We start from the raw sequence: 17,022 nt of genomic DNA on the forward strand, positions 1-17,022 counted from the left end.
GTGCACGTCGGCGTGCAGGCCGGCAGCGGCCAGACCGGCGCGCCGGCAGGAGGCAAGTGATGCTGATCAGCCCGAACCTCCACGCTGCACTGACCCGCTCTGTATTGATCAGCCTGTTCACCTGGCGCCGCGCCGCCGATGACGACGCCCTCGATGACGACGAGCGTTTCGGCTGGTGGGGCGACACCTTTCCCACCGTTGCCGACGACCGCATCGGCTCGCGGCTGTGGCTGCTGCGCCGGGTGAAACTGACCCGACAAACGCAGATGGACGCCGAGTTCTACGCCCGTGAAGCCTTGCAGTGGCTGATCGACGACGGCCACTGCAGCGCCATCGACATCATCAGCGAACGCCTCGACGCCCAGCGCCTGAACCTGCGCACGGTCCTCACTCTGGCTGACGGCGAACGTCTGGACATCAACCCCGATAACAGTTGGCAGGTGATCTATGCCGTTTGAAACCCCTTCGCTGCCGGTGCTGATCAAGCGCACCCAAAGCGACCTGGCCGGCGATTCGCTGCGCCAGTCCGATGCGCAAGTGCTGGCCCGTACCCTCGGTGGTGCGGCTTATGGTCTGTACGGTTATCTCGACTGGATTGCCGAGCAGATTCTGCCCGACAAGGCCGATGAGTCGACCCTGGAACGTATCGCCGCGCTGCGCTTGAACCAACCGCGCAAACCCGCGCAAGTCGCCACCGGCAGCGTCAGCTTTACCGCGACCGCTGGCGCTGTGCTCGACGTCGACACCCTGCTGCAATCGAACGACGGTCGCACCTACAAAGTCACCGCCGCGCGCACCACGACCAATGGCAGCAACACCACCACGATTGCCGCGCTGGATGCCGGCAGTCTGGGCAATGCTGACGCCGGGCTGGCGCTGACCCCGGTGCAGCCGATTGCCGGTGTCGTCGGCAACAGTTTTGTGGTGCTGGCGCCGGGACTCAGCGGCGGTGTGGCGCGGGAAAGTCTGGAGTCACTGCGTTCGCGGGTGATCCGTTCCTACCGCGTGATTCCCCATGGCGGCTCGGCCAGTGACTACGAAACCTGGGCGCTGGAAGTGCCCGGCGTGACGCGCGCCTGGTGCCGTGGTGGCTTTCTCGGCCCAGGCACCGTGGGCGTGTACATCATGCGTGACGACGATCCGCAACCGGTACCTAACGACGAGCAACTGGCCGAGGTGCAGGCCTATATCGAACCGTTGCGCCCGGTGACGGCTGAAGTGCATGTGCGTCCGCCGATTCAGGTGCCCGTGACCTATCGCCTGAAGTTGACCCCAGACACCAGCGCCGTACGCGCGGCGGTCGAAACCCAATTGCGCGACCTGCACAACCGTGAGGCTGACCTCGGCGAGGATCTGCTGATCAGCCATATTCGCGAAGCCATCAGCAGCGCAGCGGGTGAAACCGACCACGTGCTGACGGCCCCCGTCGCCAACGTGTCGGCCAACGACAGCGAACTGCTCACCTTCGGAGGTTGCGTATGGGGGGCATAAGAACCGCCGCGCAATATCAGGCGCAACTGCGCGCCTTGCTGCCCAGTGGCCCGGCGTGGGATCCGGAGCGCGTGCCGGAGCTGGAGGAAGTACTGCAAGGCGTCGCCGTTGAACTGGCACGCCTCGATGCGCGTGCTGCCGACCTGCTCAACGAAATGGACCCGGCCGGCGTCAGCGAACTGGTGCCGGATTGGGAGCGGGTGATGAACCTGCCCGACCCGTGCCTCGGCGCCACACCGCTGTTCGACGACCGCCGCCTCGCCGTACGCCGACGCTTGCTCGCGGTCGGCAGCCAGGCTGTCGGTTACTACATCGACATCGCCAAAAGCCAGGGTTACCCCAACGCGACCATCACCGAACTCGAAGCACCACGCATGGGCCGCTCGCGTTTCGGCTCAGCGCATTGGGGTACGTGGGAAGCGCAGTTCATGTGGACGCTCAATACCGGCGGGCGCTTGTTGCTGGGTCGGCGTTTCGGCGCGAGCTATTGGGGGGAGCGTTTCGGTGTCAACCCGGGTTCGGCGCTGGAATGCCTGATTCATCGCAGTGCCCCGGCGCACACCAAGGTGCACATCAATTATGACTAGGGAGGAATGAGCCATGGATTATCCGAACAGTGTGCCCAGCGCCGGCTTGGTGAATGGGAAGTTTGTCGATGAGAACCCGATGACCGGAACCCCGGGATCGCTGATTCCTGCGGATTGGGGCAACGGTGTCACGTTGGAGATTCTCAACGTGATCAATGCGGCCGGGTTGACGCCGGACGAGAAGAAATACGATCAGCTGTTGCAGGCGATTCAATCGGTGACGGCCAAAGGCTGGAATCAGGATCTGGCGTTGCCGCTGGTGGCATTGCCGCTGCCGACGGTGGCCACCGCCGATGGTCGGTTGACGGTCAGCCCGGCTGCGGCATCCACCAGTGGTGGCAGGGTTTCGATAGCGGCGGGCACTTATATCAGCCTCGGTCAGGAAGTCGTGAATGGTCAGTTGGGTCGTTCGCGCACGTTTGTGACGTCTGCCTGGAGCAGTGCGGATCTGTTGCCCAGCAGCCATTACTTTTTGCGCGCTCAGGTCTCTGGCGGTGCGCTGACGTTCTACGTGCAGCGTGGCAACATCCATGACGTGACGCCCGATTCGTTGAAAGGAACGGTAAACGGTGCCGCCGGTGGCGGCTTCCAGTCAACGGCACTGGACATGTGCCTGGCCTGGGTCGTGACCGGTGCGCCGGGTTCGGTGCCGACGGTGCGAACGATCTACAACCGTGCCCGTTTGACCTGGACCCAGACCGTCAACGGAACGGGCGCAATTTTCCTGCCACTGGATCCCCATGCTCGTTCTGCACGATTGGTTGCCGGCAACCCGACACCGTCGTCAACTGCAGTGACGGCTGTTGGTTTTCCATCAACTGGTTGGGCGGGGGGCAACTATTGCTTCCTGTCGCCCATTATCGCTGGCAGCTCCAATAATGCAGGTGGCTGGAACCCCGCAACGGTTACTCCTTGTGTGTTGTTCACTAACAACATCGTCAACGACGTGACGGTTTCAACGCTGGTCGCCAGCTTCGATCACGCCAATTTGCGCTCGCTGTGGCAGTGCTATCAGGCAGAGCACAACCTGGGACAGTCGAATGCCGACAGTGATGAGTTGTTGCTGAGCATGGGCATCAAGAGCCATCCGGTCACTGATTACAGTGTCGGAATCGCGGTCAATTTTTCCGATGCCGTCAACGTCCAGTTTTCCTGGGAGCTTATTCGATGATCGTAATTCAGGAGCTTCATCAGTTAGACGGCGAAATGCGCCTTCCTCAACCTTCTGCCGCACATGACTGGGACGGTGAGGCATGGGTTCTGAACGCTGACAAACAGACTGAACTGAATGCGCAGGAAGTTGAACAGATTTGCGTCAAAGTTGACGCCGCTGCCGACAGCACTCGCATCGCATTGGCCGGCGACCCGCTCAAAGCCATGGAATACGCCCAGGCCGCCGCCGACGCACAGGCCTATCAGGACGCCGGTTACCCAAAGAAGGAAGTGCCACTGTCGGTCGCTGCGTGGGTTGCCAAAGGGCGCAGCGCCAAACAGGCCGCCGAGCAAATTCTGAGCAAGGCCGATCAACTGACCGACCATCTGCTGGCGCTGCGTACGTTGCGCTTGAAGGCCAAAGCGCAAATTCGCGCGCAGGCTGCCAAGGGCAAAATGGATCTGGCGCGCAGCGCTGGTGACGAAGCTTTGGTCGCCATTCGCGAATTGGCCAGCGGTCTTTCCAACTAAGCCGAAAGCCTTCGTTCAGCGTCACCCGAGCCCACTTCGTTGTGGGCTTTTTATTTTCAGAAAACAGACCGTGGACAGGCACGCAGAAGACGCTGTGTCGACGCCGGTCATTTGTCATTTCAAAGGAACGAACAACCTATGGATTATCCAAAAAGCGTCCCCAGCGTCGGCCTGGTCGATGGCCGCTTCGTCGATGAAAACCCGGTGGCGGGAACGCCGGGGTCGTTGATCCCAGCGGTGTGGGGCAACAGTGTGACTCAGGAAATTCTGAGTGTGATTACTGGTGGGGGGCTGGTGGCTTCCGAGGCGGATACCGGGCAGTTGTTCAAGGCGATTCAATCGATTGTTAGCAGCGCTAGTCCGATGCGTTCGGTGATTACCCGGCTTACAGCTTCCAAGTCACTGGCTGAGCAGGAACTCGGTCTGGTTTTGATCGATGGCAGCCCCGCTCCCGTGACCCTGACTTTACCTCCGGCGGATGTTTCCCTGGGTGTACGCGATGTGATTCTTCGTCGTGTCGACAACAGCGGCAATCGCCTCGTTGTTCAAGCATCCGGCACCGACAGGATTCGCTTTCACACCTACTTGTCGGCCAGCGGTTATCCGTTTCTGGTGTTGATGGGGGGAGGTGACTGGTGGCATCTGCGCAGTGACGGAGCCGGGAGCTGGTGGCCGATAGGACGCTTCGACAATACCGCCTTGGGACGCCCGTTTTTCGAGACCACCACAGCGCTTAACCCGGGAGGTTATGGGGTTCCCAACGGTGATCTGTTCAAGCGAGCCGAATGGCCGTGGCTGTGGGATTTTGCTCAGGCGTCCGGGGCACTGACGACCGAAGCGGCCCGAGCGGGCAGAGAAGGTGGCTGGACCAGTGGCGATGGCGCTTCGAACTTTCGAATTCCCGAAATTCGGGGTGAGTTTTTGCGGGTGCTGAGTGAGAACAGAAGCGTTGACGCTGGACGTGTAATAGGCAGTCTGCAAATGCACGCCTTGCAAAGCCACAACCATTATCTGCCGACTGGAACCGGGGCGACATTCAAGCCTGCTCCAGCGATTCCGGATACCGCCTGGGACGTTACCACCAACGTCAATTTTTTACCGACTTCAGCAACGGTGGCAACGACCTATCCCAACCCAGCATTCGACAATGATGCCTACATCGGCAATATCGGCAATTTCGCTGGCGAAACCCGACCGCGAAACATCGCCTATCCCGCGCGAATCAAACTGATCTGAGGTGCACATGTTCAATTATTTGATAGATGACAGCGGTGCATTGACCGGGCCTGTCGAGTTTCCGCTGGTGCCCGGGATCGGTCTGCAACTGCCAAGCAATGCTGTGACGCTGAGTATCGAACTCTCCCCTGCGCCTGAGGGGTTTGCCTGGGCCTATAACAAGGGTTCGTTGCAACAGCAGATCGATTGTCGTGGCGATGTCTATCGCACTGACACAGGCATTCGGGAAACCTGGAACGCGCTTGGCGAATTGCCGGAGGGCTTCACCCGGTTGCCTTTTCCGGGTGGCTTTCACGTTTGGTTGGACAACGCCTGGCAGGTCGATGAGGCCGCGCAACTGGCGGATCGCAAACGCATCGTCCTCGCTAAGCGCGACGCACTGCTACGCGATGCCGTGCTGCGCATCGCGCCGCTGCAATACGCCGAAGACATCGGCGATGCCAGCCATGACGAACAACTGCTGCTGATCGAGTGGAAGCTCTACAGCGTCGAGCTTAACCGCATCGAAAAACAGGCCGGTTTCCCCGATGAAGTTACCTGGCCGGTCGCCCCCGGCACAGCCGTAGCCAACTGATTTCAGCACAGGGAGCAGTGCAATGGATTATCCAAAAAGTATTCCCGGGGTCGGGCTGGTCAACGGCGGCTTCGTTGATGAAAACCCGCTCGCCGGTTCGCCGGGATCGTTGATTCCGGCCGCTTGGGGCAACAGCGTCACGCAAGAAATTCTCAATGCGATCAAGGCTGCCGGATTGACACCGGATGAAGCCAGAACCGATCAACTGGCCACCGCCATCGGCGCTCTCGTTGATTTCACCAAACTGAAAAATACCCCAACCACGTTGGCCGGTTACGGCATCACCGATGCGGTGGGGCGATTGCTGGCAGTCAGGCAGTTCGAAACGGTCGGGATCACGGTTTACAAGCCCAACCCAAGAGCCAAACGCATTCGTGTGCGGCTGGTCGGAGCCGGTGGCTCGGGAGGCGGCTGTGCACCGGTGGCAGCGGGTTATCACAGCATCGGCGGTGGCGGTGGTAGTGGCGCCTATGGCGAGAGTTTGTATGACGTGAGCGCGGAAATGATGGCCGGCGTGCCAGTTTCACTGGGCGCGGGTGGCGCTTCACGTAACGCGTTGGGACAGGCCGGTGGTGGTGCTTCTTTTGGCAGCTACATGAGCGCAGCGGGAGGTATGGGCGGGCAAATCCTGACCTTTCCCGTGACAGCCACGGCTGTCGGCTTCGTCCAGGGTGGCGCCGGAGGGCAAGCCGTCACGGGTGGCAACCTGGCTAACGCACGGGGAATTGGCGGTGGTTATGCCATGTACAACGCCAATTGGGGCGTATTGGCCGGCGGCGGTGGGGCGAGTCCGTTTGATGGCGGCGGCCCGTTGATGGGCCTCAGTGGCCCCGGTACCTCAGGAAGCCGAGGCTCGGGTGGCAGTGGTTCTTGTTCGACCAGTGCGTCCGCCTCTGTTCTTAGCGGTGTCGGCGGTAACGCCTTCTGTGAAATCTGGGAGTACGAATAATGACCCGTTATGCCCGAGTGGAAAATGGTGTCGCGGTTGAACTAATCGATACCGGAGACTACGCGATTTCCCAACTGTTTGCCCCCGCTTTTGTGGAGACGATGGTGCTGGTGCCGGAGGGCATGCAGATCGAAATTGGCGCGCCAGTCGGCGAACTGCGTCAAGAGATATCGGCGTTGCCGGTAGTCGACAATCCGGTCGTTCCCGCCGAAACCATCATTGAAGAACAGGAGCCTTTGGTAGCAGCGCGTACCTGGCGTCAGTCCAGCCTGTCGGCCACGGAATGGTGGGTGACGCGACATCTAGACGAGCAGGCGCTGGGGCGCGGGACGACGCTCAAGGCCGCGCAGTATCTGCAGTTGCTGGAATACCGCCAGGCACTGCGCGACTGGCCTGATTCAAGTCAGTTTCCTTCGCCAGTTTCCCGGCCTTCGGCCCCGACGTGGCTGGCTTGCAAAACAGGAGAGAAATAATGGATTACCCGAATAGTGTTCCCAGCGCCGGTCTGGTGAACGGCAAGTTTGTCGACGAAGACCCGATCAATGGCTCGCCAGGTTCGTTGATCCCAGCCAATTGGGGCAACGGTGTTACCCAGGAAATCCTTGGGGTGGTGCGGGCGGGTGGTCTGACGCCGAGTGAGGCGTCGAATACTCAATTGCTCGGTGCTCTTCGCAGCAACCAATTGTTCCAGACGGCAGCACCATTCGATGTCAGCCGTTCGGCCGCAACGTCCGAGTTTGTGCAGCGCGCACTGGGTAATTACGCCGGAGCGCGTGGCGTGTCTGCTGCGACACAACTGACGGCAGCGGATGTGGGCTGGACGATCGGTCTGGGGGGGAATTCGGCGTACACCGTAACCCTGCCGGACATCACCACGGTCCCCAACGGTGCAACGATCGGCTTTCACTGCCGCAGTAATGCCGTGATTACCGTCGCGTGCATGAGCGGTACGCAAATAAGCCCGCAAGGTGCCTATCTCACATCGATCGTGATGAACAGCGGCGAGAGTGCCAACGTGGTCAAAGAGAATGGCATCTGGACGGTTCACGGAACGGCCAGTCTGAAATATGCCGCGTTGTTTTCCGGACTGGTGAGTAACCCCGGATATCAAAAACATGCCAGCGGGAACATCGATCAGTGGGGCTCGGGAATGTCCAATGCCGAGGGCAATGTGTACGTGACATTTCCAATTCCGTTTCCCAAGGGATTCTTCTCGCTTGTAGCCACCCATTCGGGAGGCGATGCGGCGATGGTTGCGGTCATCGCATACAACCAGCAGGGCTGCACGCTGAAAATTCGCAATTCTGTCGGCCAAGTAAGCGCAGGTTGGTCTGTGAACTATTTTGCAAAGGGTTACTGAAATGAACACCTTCAATGTTTTGTTCAGCGCCAGCACCCGGAGTGCTTATGTGCCGGGTATCAACTCGACGGATATTCCCGACGACGTTATCGAAATTCCTCAGGGTTACTGGATCTCGCTGCTGCAGCAATTGGCAGTCACTCCAAAAATGATTGGCGTGAGTGCCGACAACGGTTACCCGGTTCTGGTCGATCCACCACCACCTTCGCCGGACGAAGCCGCTCAAACCGAGCGTTCTTGGCGCACGGCGCAGCTGGCGGCCACTGACGGTCTGGTGGCACGCGATCGGGATGAACTGGAGGACGGTGGTGGCACGACCCTGACCACCGAGCAATACGCCGAATTGCAAACCTATCGTCGTGAACTGCGGGATTGGCCGCAGGGTTCTTTTTTTCCGTTCAGCGAGCATCGGCCGGTAGCCCCGAGGTGGTTGGCTGCTGCGCTGTAAGTCATCAGGGAAGTTGAAATGGACTATCCAAAAAGCGTTCCCAGTGTCGGGCTGGTGAATGGCAAATTTGTCAATGAAGACGTCGTCGCGGGATTGCCCGGATCGTTGATCCCGGCAACCTGGGGCAACAGCGTCACCGATGAGTTGTTGAACGTCGTCAAAGCCGCCGGCGTTGAACCGAGCGAAGACGATGCAACCCAATTGTTGCAAGCGGTGAAAAAACTCAGTCAGGCAGGTGAAGACAAACATGCCACTGACATCGGCGCGGCCAATCTCTATATGGCCAATTATTTGCCTGCCGTCACTGTATTGAAGGACGGCTTGGCGCTGCGCTTTACTGCCGGTAATGCCAATAGCGGGGCGAGTACGTTTGCACCGAACGGCTTGATGCCCAAGCCGCTGGTCAGTCTTGCAGCGAGTGCATTGCGGCCTGCCGAGATTGTCGGCGGTAGTGTGTGTTCGGTGGTGTACAGCGCAGCACTGGATAGTTGGGTGCTGGTGTATGCCAGCGGCGGTAATGCTGTAAGCGGCCGGTTGTTGGGAGTGAAGACGTTTACCGCATCCGGCACCTATGAGCCGACAACCGGGATGAAGCATGTTCTGGTCAAGGTGGTGGCCGGCGGTGGCGGAAGTGCGGGAGTCGGTGCGACCACAACCTCCCAGTATGCAACCGTGGGTGGCGGCGCATCCGGAAGTTATGCTGAAGCATGGCTGTCTTCCGACGCGATTGGTTCTCGTCAGGTCGTCACGGTGGGGGCTGGCGGAGGCGCGGGACTGGCAGCGGCGAATGCCGGAGGTGGTGGTACCAGTTCTTTCGGTTCGCTGGTTTCTGCTGCCGGTGGTGGAGGGTCGCCGTGGATTGGATTTGTCGCGAATCAGGGCATGGGGCTTTATACCGGAGGCTATCCCGGTCAGACGGCCAGTGGAGGCAACATCGTCAATAGCGCGGGAAATGCAGGCGCCCCCGGGATATCTGTCAACGGCTCGACCCTTGCTGGGCACGGTGGCAGCTCGCCGTTGGGCGGAGGCGGTTTTGGCAACAGCGCAGCAGGCTCTCTGGCCGCACCAGGTTCCGGTTTCGGTTCCGGTGCGGGAGGAATCGCTAACGCCCCCAATCAACCTGGCAGACCAGGTGGCACAGGTGCTTCAGGCGCCGTGATCATCTACGAGTACGCCTGATGAAAACCTACGCACGCATCACCCACAACACCGTGGTCGAACTGTTCTCGACCAACGGAAACATGGCCGAAATGTTTCATCCGGATCTGCTCTGGGTCGACATCACAGAAATCACTCCGACACCGCAAATCGACTGGACTGCCAATTTCGGAACCCTCGGTTGGATGTTCACATCCCCCGAAGAACTTGCGCCGGACAACTCACTGAAAACTCTGGCAAGAAAATGGTTCACAGGTGTTGGTCGTCAATCGTGATTCAATCGGGGGCAATATCCAGGGAGGATCAAGCATTATGCAAATAACTGAAGACAACCTTATCGACATCATGCCCAACGCCCGCTCCCAAGCGGGCGTTTTTGTTTCTGCGCTCAACAGTGCCATGGCTCGCCGCCATATCGACTCGCCCAAACGTATTGCTGCGTTCCTTGCGCAAGTTGGCCATGAGTCGGGGCAGTTGCGCTATGTGCGCGAACTGGGCAACAACCAATACCTGAGCAAATACGACACGGGTACGTTGGCCTTGCGTTTGGGCAATACACCGGAGGCCGATGGCGACGGGCAAAAATACCGAGGTCGCGGGTTGATCCAGATTACCGGCCGTTCGAATTATCGCCAGTGCAGCCTCGGTCTGTTCGGCGATGAGCGTCTGCTGTCCCTGCCCGAACTGCTCGAACAACCGCAATGGGCCGCCGAGTCCGCGGCATGGTTCTGGGAACAAAACGGCTTGAACGAACTGGCCGATCGCGACCAGTTCAACACCATCACGCGGCGCATCAACGGCGGGTTGAATGGTTTGCAGGATCGCCTGGAAATCTGGGCGCGGGCGAGGGCGGTGTTATGCCAATCCCCTGGCGAATGATCGGCATCCTGTTGCTGGCCGCTGGTGCTTTTGCTACGGCGTGGCAGTTTCAGGACTGGCGCTACGGGCGGCAATTGGCGGAGCAGGCAAGGTTAAACGCCGAATTCTTCAATCAACAGAATGTTGCTGCTGCTTCAGCGCAACAGGCTGAGCAGGATAAACGCCTGGCGCTGGAGCAACGGCTCGCGACCAGTGAACAAACCCATTATCGAGCGCTGAGCGATGCCCAACGTGATCAGGATCGCCTGCGCGATCGTCTTGCCACTGCTGATGTGCGCCTGTCAGTCCTTCTCGACGCCAGCGACACTGCCGCAGGCTGCAACATGCCAGCCGCCACCGGCGCCAGCGGCGTGGATCATGCAACCGTACGCGCCCGACTTGACCCGGCGCATGCTCAACGAATTATCGCCATCACCGATACCGGCGACCGTGGACTGATCGCCTTGCAGGCGTGTCAGGCGTATGTCAGAGCGCTGGCGCCCGAACATTTTGAATGAGTCTGTGTATTGAAAGCGCAACCGGCTCGTGTACGGTGGAGGCATTCCACACGATCCGGAGCACGCCGTGAAAGAGATCACTCAACTGGCCGCCGACCTTGGCCGACGTCTGCAACTGCTCAATGCCCACGTCACCACGGCTGAGTCGTGTACCGGTGGCGGGATTGCCGAAGCCATTACACGGATTCCCGGCAGTTCGGCGTGGTTCGAGGCGGGCTATGTGACGTATTCCAACCGGCAGAAAACCCAGCAACTGAATGTGCCGGCCGAGTTGTTCGCAACGGTGGGCGCGGTCAGTCGCGAGGTGGTCGAGGCGATGGTGCGTGGTGCCCAGGAGAAAAGCCTGGCGCGATTTGCCGTGGCGGTCAGCGGTGTGGCCGGTCCGGACGGCGGCTCGCCAAACAAACCGGTCGGCACTGTGTGGCTGGCCTGGGGTGTTGGCGAGACCGTGACCAGTGAGGTGCAGCACTTCCCCGGCAACCGCGATGACGTCCGCCGACAAACGGTGAAGGCCGCGCTAGAGGGGCTCCTGCGACTAGCGGCACGAGAAATCGAAAATCAGGGGTAGGCGATCCGCGAACGCTGTGGAATAATACTGGCTACTTATACAGGTGTTGGCCGTCAGGCCTTATTGATTACGTGAGGACTTTAATGGACGACAACAAGAAGAAAGCCTTGGCTGCGGCCCTGGGTCAGATCGAACGTCAATTCGGCAAGGGTGCCGTAATGCGTATGGGCGATCAGGACCGTCAGGCGATCCCGGCTATCTCCACCGGCTCTCTGGGTCTGGACATCGCGCTCGGCATTGGCGGTCTGCCAAAAGGCCGTATCGTTGAAATCTACGGTCCTGAATCTTCCGGTAAAACCACACTGACCTTGTCCGTGATCGCCCAGGCGCAAAAAGCCGGCGCGACCTGCGCATTCGTCGACGCCGAACACGCCCTCGACCCTGAGTACGCCGGCAAGCTGGGCGTCAACGTCGACGACCTGCTGGTGTCCCAGCCGGACACCGGCGAACAGGCTCTGGAAATCACCGACATGCTGGTGCGCTCCAACGCCGTTGACGTGATCATCGTCGACTCCGTGGCGGCACTGGTACCGAAGGCTGAAATCGAAGGCGAAATGGGTGACATGCACGTGGGCCTGCAAGCCCGTCTGATGTCCCAGGCGCTGCGTAAAATCACCGGTAACATCAAGAACGCCAACTGCCTGGTAATCTTCATCAACCAGATCCGCATGAAGATCGGCGTGATGTTCGGCAGCCCGGAAACCACCACTGGTGGTAACGCGCTGAAGTTCTACGCCTCGGTTCGTCTCGACATCCGCCGTACCGGCGCGGTGAAGGAAGGCGACGAAGTGGTCGGTAGCGAAACCCGCGTCAAGGTTGTGAAGAACAAGGTCGCTTCCCCGTTCCGTCAGGCCGAGTTCCAGATTCTTTACGGCAAAGGCATCTACCTCAACGGCGAGATGATCGACCTGGGCGTGCTGCACGGTTTCGTCGAGAAGTCTGGCGCCTGGTACGCTTACGAAGGCACCAAGATCGGTCAGGGCAAGGCCAACTCGGCCAAGTTCCTGGCAGACAACCCGGAAGTCGCCGCGAAGCTCGAGAAGCAACTGCGTGACAAGCTGCTGACTCCTGCGGTGATCGACTCCAAGGCTTCTGCAGTCAAAGAGACTGAAGACGACCTGGCCGACGCTGATATCTGATTGCAGCGATGACCACCGCCGTACTCGATACCCTCGTCGCTGTGCGGCGAACCGCCATGGACCTGCTCGCACGCCGCGAGCATGGTCGAGTCGAGCTGACGCGCAAACTGCGTCAGCGCGGCGCCGAGGCGGAGATGATCGAAACAGCCCTCGACCGTTTGACGGAAGAGGGACTGCTTTCCGAAGCCCGTTACCTTGAAAGCTTTGTTTCCTACCGCGCCCGCTCCGGCTATGGCCCTCTGCGGATTCGTGAGGAACTGAGTCAGCGTGGCTTGCAACGCGCCGATATCGAACTCGCCCTGCGCGAAAGCGGTATCAGCTGGCAGGAACAACTGCAGGACACCTGGCGCCGCAAGTTCTCCGGACATTTGCCGATTGATGCGAAAGAGCGGGCCAAGCAAGGCCGGTTCCTGGCGTATCGGGGCTTCTCGATGGAGATGATCAACCGCTTGTTCAGCGGTCGAGGCATGGACGATTAAAACGATTCAATAAAAACGGCCCGCTATGAAAATAGCGGGCCGTTTTTTTTGCCCTCAAATTACCTTTGAGGGCTCGCGCGAACGTTGCGCAGTTTGCGGTTTTGAATCAGCCCAGTTTTCCGGCAAATTGATGTAGTCGATCAATTCCCGCAGACGCCCGTGGGTGCGCGCATTGAAGGCGAATGCCAGTCGCGCCAGATGGCTGAACTGTGCTTCATCCTGCTCCTCACCGCTGTAGGCGTGTTGATGGAACTGGCCGCTCAGGCACAAATCCGCGAAGGCATCCTGCATATGTTCAAGCGCTTGATCGCTGAGCTTGTGATGCATGCGGATCACGAATTGCCGCTTGAGCCAGCGGCTGGAGTGGAAGTTGCTGTAGAACTGGTTGATCTGATCCACCGCCTCTTCGACGGTGTAAACCAGTCGCATCAGTTTCATGTCGGTAGGCAGGATGTAGTGGTTGGCCTCCAATTGCTGGCGGATGAAGTCCATCGCGCCTTGCCAGAATGTGCCGCCCGGCGCATCCAGCAACACCACCGGCACCAATGGACTTTTACCGGTCTGGATCAGCGTTAACACTTCCAGCGCTTCATCCAGTGTGCCGAACCCGCCGGGGCATAAAACCAGGGCGTCAGCCTCTTTGACGAAGAACAGCTTGCGCGTGAAGAAAAAGTGGAAAGGCAGCAGATTGCCGGTACCGTCGACGGTCGGGTTGGCATGCTGTTCGAAGGGCAGGGTGATGTTGAACCCGAGGCTATGATCGCGGCCGGCGCCTTCATGGGCGGCGGCCATGATGCCGCCCCCGGCACCGGTGATGACCATCATCTCCGAGCGCGTCAACGCTGCGCCGAGCTCTCGGGCCATGGCATACAAAGGATGTTCGACCGGTGTGCGCGCCGAGCCGAACACCGTGACTTTACGTCGGCCCTTGAATTGTTCCAGCACCCGGAACGCCTGCTCCAGTTCGCGCAGTGCCTGCAGGGTGATCTTGGCGTTCCAGCGGTTGTGGTCTTCCTGAGCCATGCGCAGCACGGTCAGGATCATGTCGCGGTAGATCGGAATGTTCGGGCTGTTGGGGGAAACACGGTTGAGTTGTTCTTCGACCTTACTGATGAGGTCGGGGCCGCTTTCCTGAAAATGACGACTCAAGAGGTCATTCGGTTGATAAGGCATTCAACGTCTCCTTCTGCACAGAGCGGTTGGCCCTGACGAGCGGCGTCAGTGCCGCGCTGCAAAAAACACACGATCGGCAGTTCCTTGTCTGCCGTTGAAAAATGATCGGGAATACTCTGAATCTAGACCCTTGCGCGCAATCGCGCTGACTTGATCATTGCGCTGCAAGGTTTTGGCTGGCAACCGTTTATTGATTTTCCGCGCGTTCCTTCACCGCTCGTCCGAACGTGCGCCGAGCAGCAATCTCTCTGATTAACTAACTTACAGGCGCCGTACGACGGCTTTGCGTCAACAAACGTAAAGGTGCACGCGATTCAAGGATTTGCGGGTGGCAAGGAGGCGAGGCACATGGCCAGAGTGATTCTGGAGATCGATACGCAGTTGTATCGAATGTTGAAGGCATCAGCCGAGACCAATCATCTCAGTCTCGAAGAGGAGTGCTGCCGGCGGTTGGCGGGCGGCGAGCGCCGTTCGCACTATTTACAGGCCTTGCTGGCCGAACTGCGCGCCGAGGATGAACAGCGGCGCGCCAATTCGCGATGATTACTTCTTCTTCGCCGGGCCGGCTTTCGGGCAATCCGATTCCTGGTAGCTGGCGGAGCCGATCGCTTTGTTGGTTTTCACTTCCGTGAAGTCGTAACGCATGATCGCACCCTTGGCCATCAGCTTGCGAAACGACGGGTTGTTGCACACCGAAGCGCCCAACTGGAAATACACGGCTTTAGGATCAGCGCGCATCTTGTCGGCGTGGCTCTTTTGCACGCTCAGGTGGTTGATCAACTGCGTGCCTTCAACGGTGAAGCCCTGATCAAGAATGTCTTCACTGATGGCGCGTGGCGTGCCGACGCTGCTCTGGGCGGCGACGTTGCGCAGCTCGCGGTTCAGATTCTGCTCACTCAGGGAGGCAGCCTGAGCGGTGAAGGACGACGCCAGCAGAATGGCAGCGGTGGGAACGATAAGGCGCAGCATGAAACTCTCCTGGTTCAGTGACTGGTGGTTCGACCAGCCACGTGACTGTGCGTTCAGTGGCGGCGAATTATAGGGGAGCCGGTCGGGAGGGTACAGGCTTGTGCCCGTTGCTCTGGTAAACTGCCGGCCTTTATTGCCCTGCCGAGTGTTGTTCGTGTCGAGTTTTCCTGCTTTTCGGCGTTATCCGCGATGAACCATGCCCCAAACGCCGTCGCTCGTCTGCGTGACCAGCGCGAAGATGAAGGCATCAAGCCGATTCAGGCCCGTGGTTTTCGCTCCGAACGTTGCCGCGACTGTCGGGTGATCATCAGCCATTGCCTGTGCGCCTGGCGGCCCAGCGTCGAAACCCGTTCGGGTGTGTGCCTGATCATGACCGGCAAGGAAGTGTTCAAACCGAGTAACACGGGATGGCTGATTGCCGATGTGGTGCGCGATAACCACGCATTCATCTGGTCGCGCACCGAGCCCGATCCGCAGATGCTCGCGCTGCTCAACGATCCCCAGTGGCAGCCGTATCTGGTGTTTCCCGGTGAATACGTGGAGCCGTCGCGAGTGACCAACACCGTCGCGATCGATAGTAGCAAGCGCCCGCTGTTCATTTTACTGGATGCGACCTGGACCGAAGCGCGGAAGATTTTCCGCAAGAGCCCGTATTTCGACCGTTTGCCGATCCTCAGTCTGCTGCCGGATAAACTTTCGCGCTATCGCTTGCGCCGTTCGACCCGCAGCGAGCACTTGTGCACTGCCGAAGTCGCCGCGTTGTGTCTGGAACTGGCCGGAGACAGCAACGCCGCCTCTGCGCTGGACGCCTATTTCGACGTGTTCAGCCAGCATTACCTCGGCGCCAAACAGCAGGTCGACATGAATGAGTCCACCCCTGCTCACGCCGAGTTGCTGCCCTATATACGAAAGCCGCAGCCGGAGTTGGCCCAATAGTGGCCCATACTGTACACAGCGGCGGCCGTGCTGCTTGACCACCCCGTCTTCGCTGGGCATGCTTGGCGCCGTTTAGGGTGCGGCCAAGGTTTGAAACGCCGTGTTTGCTGTTGATTGGCGTTGAACGTGCCCCTGTGGATATCGCTTCAAAAGCGGCATCTTGAGTTGCTTTGGCCTGACCGGAATGCACCGCGTCTGCCATCAAAAACAGGATCATTTGAAAAATGGCCACATACGACATCCTGATTGCCGATGATCACCCCCTTTTTCGTAGCGCCCTGCATCAAGCGGTGACGCTGGGCCTTGGCCCGGATGTGCGGCTGGTGGAAGTGGCGAGCATCGCCGAACTGGAAACCCGCCTGACCGAAAAGGCTGACTGGGATCTGGTCCTGCTGGACCTGAACATGCCCGGCGCTTTCGGGTTTTCCGGATTGGTCATGCTACGCGGGCAGTATCCGCAGATTCCGGTGGTGATGGTTTCGGCGCAGGAAGAAGCTTCGGTGATGGTCAAATCCCGTGAGTTCGGCGCCAGTGGCTTTATTCCCAAGTCCAGCGACCTCAGCGTGATTCAGGAAGCGGTGCGCAAAGTGCTCGATGGCGATGTCTTCTGGCCGCCGCAAGCGTTTGAAGCGGTCGCTGTTTCCGACGAAGCCAAAGCCGCTAGCGATGGCCTCGCCAGTCTGACGCCGCAGCAGTTCCGCGTGTTGACCATGGTCTGTGAAGGCCTGTTGAACAAGCAGATTGCCTATGAGCTGAGCGTGTCGGAAGCGACCATCAAAGCCCACGTCACGGCGATCTTTCGCAAGCTGAATGTGCGTACTCGCACGCAAGCGGCTTTACTGCTGCAACAACTTGAGTCAATTCCGAGCCAATAATGGCTGGCGTCTTCACGCTTT

The 17,022-nt window shown here is 59.4% G+C and carries 24 protein-coding genes; 22 read left to right on the forward strand and 2 right to left on the reverse strand.

Annotation, left to right across the window (positions count from 1 at the left end; translation table 11 throughout):
• Positions 1–12 precede the first annotated feature (12 nt).
• The 19 genes from F8N44_RS32235 (at position 13) to recX (ending at position 13,048) form a co-directional block, all read left to right on the forward strand.
• A complete protein-coding gene (locus tag F8N44_RS32235) occupies positions 13–60 on the forward strand; it encodes a hypothetical protein (protein WP_224794792.1) in 48 nt (15 codons plus the stop codon).
• Positions 60–458 (forward strand): phage GP46 family protein, encoded by a 399-nt coding sequence (locus tag F8N44_RS18760; protein ID WP_016985043.1) that lies wholly within the window; start codon positions 60–62, stop codon positions 456–458. Before F8N44_RS32235 ends, F8N44_RS18760 begins: the two co-directional genes overlap by 1 nt.
• Positions 448–1,491, forward strand: a complete 1,044-nt coding sequence (locus tag F8N44_RS18765) for a baseplate J/gp47 family protein (RefSeq protein WP_150651347.1) — start codon at positions 448–450, stop codon at positions 1,489–1,491. Before F8N44_RS18760 ends, F8N44_RS18765 begins: the two co-directional genes overlap by 11 nt.
• Entirely contained in the window at positions 1,479–2,078 is a 600-nt protein-coding gene (locus F8N44_RS18770) for a YmfQ family protein (protein WP_093436472.1), read from the forward strand. The genes F8N44_RS18765 and F8N44_RS18770 overlap by 13 nt, the downstream gene beginning before the upstream one ends.
• A 13-nt stretch (positions 2,079–2,091) precedes the next feature.
• Positions 2,092–3,249: a phage tail protein gene (locus F8N44_RS18775; protein WP_150651348.1), complete on the forward strand. Its 1,158-nt coding sequence runs from the start codon at positions 2,092–2,094 to the stop codon at positions 3,247–3,249.
• Positions 3,246–3,761, forward strand: a complete 516-nt coding sequence (locus F8N44_RS18780) for a phage tail protein (RefSeq protein ID WP_150651349.1) — start codon at positions 3,246–3,248, stop codon at positions 3,759–3,761. The genes F8N44_RS18775 and F8N44_RS18780 overlap by 4 nt, the downstream gene beginning before the upstream one ends.
• Before the next feature lie 138 nt (positions 3,762–3,899).
• A complete protein-coding gene (locus tag F8N44_RS18785; RefSeq protein ID WP_150651487.1) occupies positions 3,900–4,997 on the forward strand; it encodes a phage tail protein in 1,098 nt (365 codons plus the stop codon).
• Positions 4,998–5,004: 7 nt separating this feature from the next.
• Positions 5,005–5,571, forward strand: a complete 567-nt coding sequence (locus tag F8N44_RS18790; RefSeq protein ID WP_150651350.1) for a tail fiber assembly protein — start codon at positions 5,005–5,007, stop codon at positions 5,569–5,571.
• Positions 5,572–5,593: 22 nt separating this feature from the next.
• Positions 5,594–6,520 (forward strand): hypothetical protein, encoded by a 927-nt coding sequence (locus F8N44_RS18795; RefSeq protein WP_150651351.1) that lies wholly within the window; start codon positions 5,594–5,596, stop codon positions 6,518–6,520.
• The gene (locus F8N44_RS18800) at positions 6,520–6,993 is read left to right on the forward strand and encodes a phage tail assembly chaperone (protein ID WP_150651352.1); all 474 of its coding nucleotides are present in this window, start codon (positions 6,520–6,522) and stop codon (positions 6,991–6,993) included. Before F8N44_RS18795 ends, F8N44_RS18800 begins: the two co-directional genes overlap by 1 nt.
• Positions 6,993–7,880 (forward strand): phage tail protein, encoded by an 888-nt coding sequence (locus F8N44_RS18805; protein WP_150651353.1) that lies wholly within the window; start codon positions 6,993–6,995, stop codon positions 7,878–7,880. The genes F8N44_RS18800 and F8N44_RS18805 overlap by 1 nt, the downstream gene beginning before the upstream one ends.
• Before the next feature lies 1 nt (position 7,881).
• Positions 7,882–8,328, forward strand: a complete 447-nt coding sequence (locus tag F8N44_RS18810; protein WP_150651354.1) for a phage tail assembly chaperone — start codon at positions 7,882–7,884, stop codon at positions 8,326–8,328.
• Between the two features lie 18 nt (positions 8,329–8,346).
• The gene (locus F8N44_RS18815; RefSeq protein ID WP_150651355.1) at positions 8,347–9,507 is read left to right on the forward strand and encodes a hypothetical protein; all 1,161 of its coding nucleotides are present in this window, start codon (positions 8,347–8,349) and stop codon (positions 9,505–9,507) included.
• A complete protein-coding gene (locus F8N44_RS18820) occupies positions 9,507–9,761 on the forward strand; it encodes a hypothetical protein (protein WP_150651356.1) in 255 nt (84 codons plus the stop codon). Before F8N44_RS18815 ends, F8N44_RS18820 begins: the two co-directional genes overlap by 1 nt.
• Before the next feature lie 37 nt (positions 9,762–9,798).
• Positions 9,799–10,365: a glycoside hydrolase family 19 protein gene (locus F8N44_RS18825; RefSeq protein ID WP_150651357.1), complete on the forward strand. Its 567-nt coding sequence runs from the start codon at positions 9,799–9,801 to the stop codon at positions 10,363–10,365.
• Positions 10,344–10,862 carry a lysis system i-spanin subunit Rz gene (locus tag F8N44_RS18830; protein ID WP_150651358.1) on the forward strand — a complete coding sequence of 173 codons (519 nt, stop codon included), beginning with the start codon at positions 10,344–10,346 and terminating at the stop codon, positions 10,860–10,862. The genes F8N44_RS18825 and F8N44_RS18830 overlap by 22 nt, the downstream gene beginning before the upstream one ends.
• A gap of 67 nt (positions 10,863–10,929) precedes the next feature.
• Positions 10,930–11,430: a CinA family protein gene (locus tag F8N44_RS18835; RefSeq protein WP_150651359.1), complete on the forward strand. Its 501-nt coding sequence runs from the start codon at positions 10,930–10,932 to the stop codon at positions 11,428–11,430.
• A gap of 83 nt (positions 11,431–11,513) precedes the next feature.
• Positions 11,514–12,569: a recombinase RecA gene (recA, locus tag F8N44_RS18840; RefSeq protein ID WP_127926070.1), complete on the forward strand. Its 1,056-nt coding sequence runs from the start codon at positions 11,514–11,516 to the stop codon at positions 12,567–12,569.
• An 8-nt stretch (positions 12,570–12,577) separates the two neighbouring features.
• On the forward strand, positions 12,578–13,048 hold the full coding sequence (gene recX, locus F8N44_RS18845; protein ID WP_008077166.1) for a recombination regulator RecX: 471 nt from the start codon (positions 12,578–12,580) through the stop codon (positions 13,046–13,048).
• 54 nt (positions 13,049–13,102) lie between these two features.
• Here the strand turns inward: recX and F8N44_RS18850 are convergent, their stop codons facing one another.
• Positions 13,103–14,221: a TIGR00730 family Rossman fold protein gene (locus F8N44_RS18850; RefSeq protein WP_150651360.1), complete on the reverse strand. Its 1,119-nt coding sequence runs from the start codon at positions 14,219–14,221 to the stop codon at positions 13,103–13,105.
• A 348-nt stretch (positions 14,222–14,569) separates the two neighbouring features.
• Between F8N44_RS18850 and F8N44_RS18855 the strand changes: the two genes are divergently transcribed.
• Positions 14,570–14,764: a hypothetical protein gene (locus F8N44_RS18855; RefSeq protein ID WP_034154934.1), complete on the forward strand. Its 195-nt coding sequence runs from the start codon at positions 14,570–14,572 to the stop codon at positions 14,762–14,764.
• Here F8N44_RS18855 and F8N44_RS18860 read toward each other — a convergent pair whose 3' ends face one another.
• On the reverse strand, positions 14,765–15,190 hold the full coding sequence (locus F8N44_RS18860; RefSeq protein WP_008077172.1) for a PA3611 family quorum-sensing-regulated virulence factor: 426 nt from the start codon (positions 15,188–15,190) through the stop codon (positions 14,765–14,767).
• Between the two features lie 189 nt (positions 15,191–15,379).
• Here F8N44_RS18860 and F8N44_RS18865 point away from each other — a divergent pair, with 189 nt between their 5' ends.
• Positions 15,380–16,126, forward strand: coding sequence for a tRNA-uridine aminocarboxypropyltransferase (locus tag F8N44_RS18865; RefSeq protein WP_150651361.1), 747 nt, complete (start codon positions 15,380–15,382; stop codon positions 16,124–16,126).
• A gap of 224 nt (positions 16,127–16,350) precedes the next feature.
• The gene (erdR, locus tag F8N44_RS18870; protein ID WP_008077176.1) at positions 16,351–17,001 is read left to right on the forward strand and encodes a response regulator transcription factor ErdR; all 651 of its coding nucleotides are present in this window, start codon (positions 16,351–16,353) and stop codon (positions 16,999–17,001) included.
• Positions 17,002–17,022: the final 21 nt, after the last annotated feature.

It is taken from the genome of Pseudomonas fluorescens, from assembly GCF_902497745.1.
In the GTDB taxonomy this organism is placed as follows: domain Bacteria; phylum Pseudomonadota; class Gammaproteobacteria; order Pseudomonadales; family Pseudomonadaceae; genus Aquipseudomonas; species Aquipseudomonas fluorescens_BM.

Excerpts from the sequence above, each read along its gene's own strand:
- F8N44_RS18795 (WP_150651351.1), top strand. The coding sequence starts at position 5,594 with ATGGATTATCCAAAAAGTATTCCCGGGGTCGGGCTGGTCAACGGCGGC.
- F8N44_RS18815 (WP_150651355.1), top strand. The coding sequence starts at position 8,347 with ATGGACTATCCAAAAAGCGTTCCCAGTGTCGGGCTGGTGAATGGCAAA.
- F8N44_RS18780 (WP_150651349.1), top strand. The coding sequence starts at position 3,246 with ATGATCGTAATTCAGGAGCTTCATCAGTTAGACGGCGAAATGCGCCTT.
- F8N44_RS18775 (WP_150651348.1), top strand. The coding sequence starts at position 2,092 with ATGGATTATCCGAACAGTGTGCCCAGCGCCGGCTTGGTGAATGGGAAG.
- F8N44_RS18820 (WP_150651356.1), top strand. The coding sequence starts at position 9,507 with ATGAAAACCTACGCACGCATCACCCACAACACCGTGGTCGAACTGTTC.
- F8N44_RS18825 (WP_150651357.1), top strand. The coding sequence starts at position 9,799 with ATGCAAATAACTGAAGACAACCTTATCGACATCATGCCCAACGCCCGC.
- F8N44_RS18760 (WP_016985043.1), top strand. The coding sequence starts at position 60 with ATGCTGATCAGCCCGAACCTCCACGCTGCACTGACCCGCTCTGTATTG.
- F8N44_RS18785 (WP_150651487.1), top strand. The coding sequence starts at position 3,900 with ATGGATTATCCAAAAAGCGTCCCCAGCGTCGGCCTGGTCGATGGCCGC.
- F8N44_RS18765 (WP_150651347.1), top strand. The coding sequence starts at position 448 with ATGCCGTTTGAAACCCCTTCGCTGCCGGTGCTGATCAAGCGCACCCAA.
- erdR (WP_008077176.1), top strand. The coding sequence starts at position 16,351 with ATGGCCACATACGACATCCTGATTGCCGATGATCACCCCCTTTTTCGT.
- F8N44_RS18860 (WP_008077172.1), bottom strand. The coding sequence starts at position 15,190 with ATGCTGCGCCTTATCGTTCCCACCGCTGCCATTCTGCTGGCGTCGTCC.
- F8N44_RS18805 (WP_150651353.1), top strand. The coding sequence starts at position 6,993 with ATGGATTACCCGAATAGTGTTCCCAGCGCCGGTCTGGTGAACGGCAAG.
- F8N44_RS18855 (WP_034154934.1), top strand. The coding sequence starts at position 14,570 with ATGGCCAGAGTGATTCTGGAGATCGATACGCAGTTGTATCGAATGTTG.
- F8N44_RS18790 (WP_150651350.1), top strand. The coding sequence starts at position 5,005 with ATGTTCAATTATTTGATAGATGACAGCGGTGCATTGACCGGGCCTGTC.
- F8N44_RS18850 (WP_150651360.1), bottom strand. The coding sequence starts at position 14,221 with ATGCCTTATCAACCGAATGACCTCTTGAGTCGTCATTTTCAGGAAAGC.
- F8N44_RS18800 (WP_150651352.1), top strand. The coding sequence starts at position 6,520 with ATGACCCGTTATGCCCGAGTGGAAAATGGTGTCGCGGTTGAACTAATC.
- F8N44_RS18810 (WP_150651354.1), top strand. The coding sequence starts at position 7,882 with ATGAACACCTTCAATGTTTTGTTCAGCGCCAGCACCCGGAGTGCTTAT.
- F8N44_RS18865 (WP_150651361.1), top strand. The coding sequence starts at position 15,380 with ATGAACCATGCCCCAAACGCCGTCGCTCGTCTGCGTGACCAGCGCGAA.
- F8N44_RS18830 (WP_150651358.1), top strand. The coding sequence starts at position 10,344 with ATGCCAATCCCCTGGCGAATGATCGGCATCCTGTTGCTGGCCGCTGGT.
- recX (WP_008077166.1), top strand. The coding sequence starts at position 12,578 with ATGACCACCGCCGTACTCGATACCCTCGTCGCTGTGCGGCGAACCGCC.
- F8N44_RS18770 (WP_093436472.1), top strand. The coding sequence starts at position 1,479 with ATGGGGGGCATAAGAACCGCCGCGCAATATCAGGCGCAACTGCGCGCC.
- recA (WP_127926070.1), top strand. The coding sequence starts at position 11,514 with ATGGACGACAACAAGAAGAAAGCCTTGGCTGCGGCCCTGGGTCAGATC.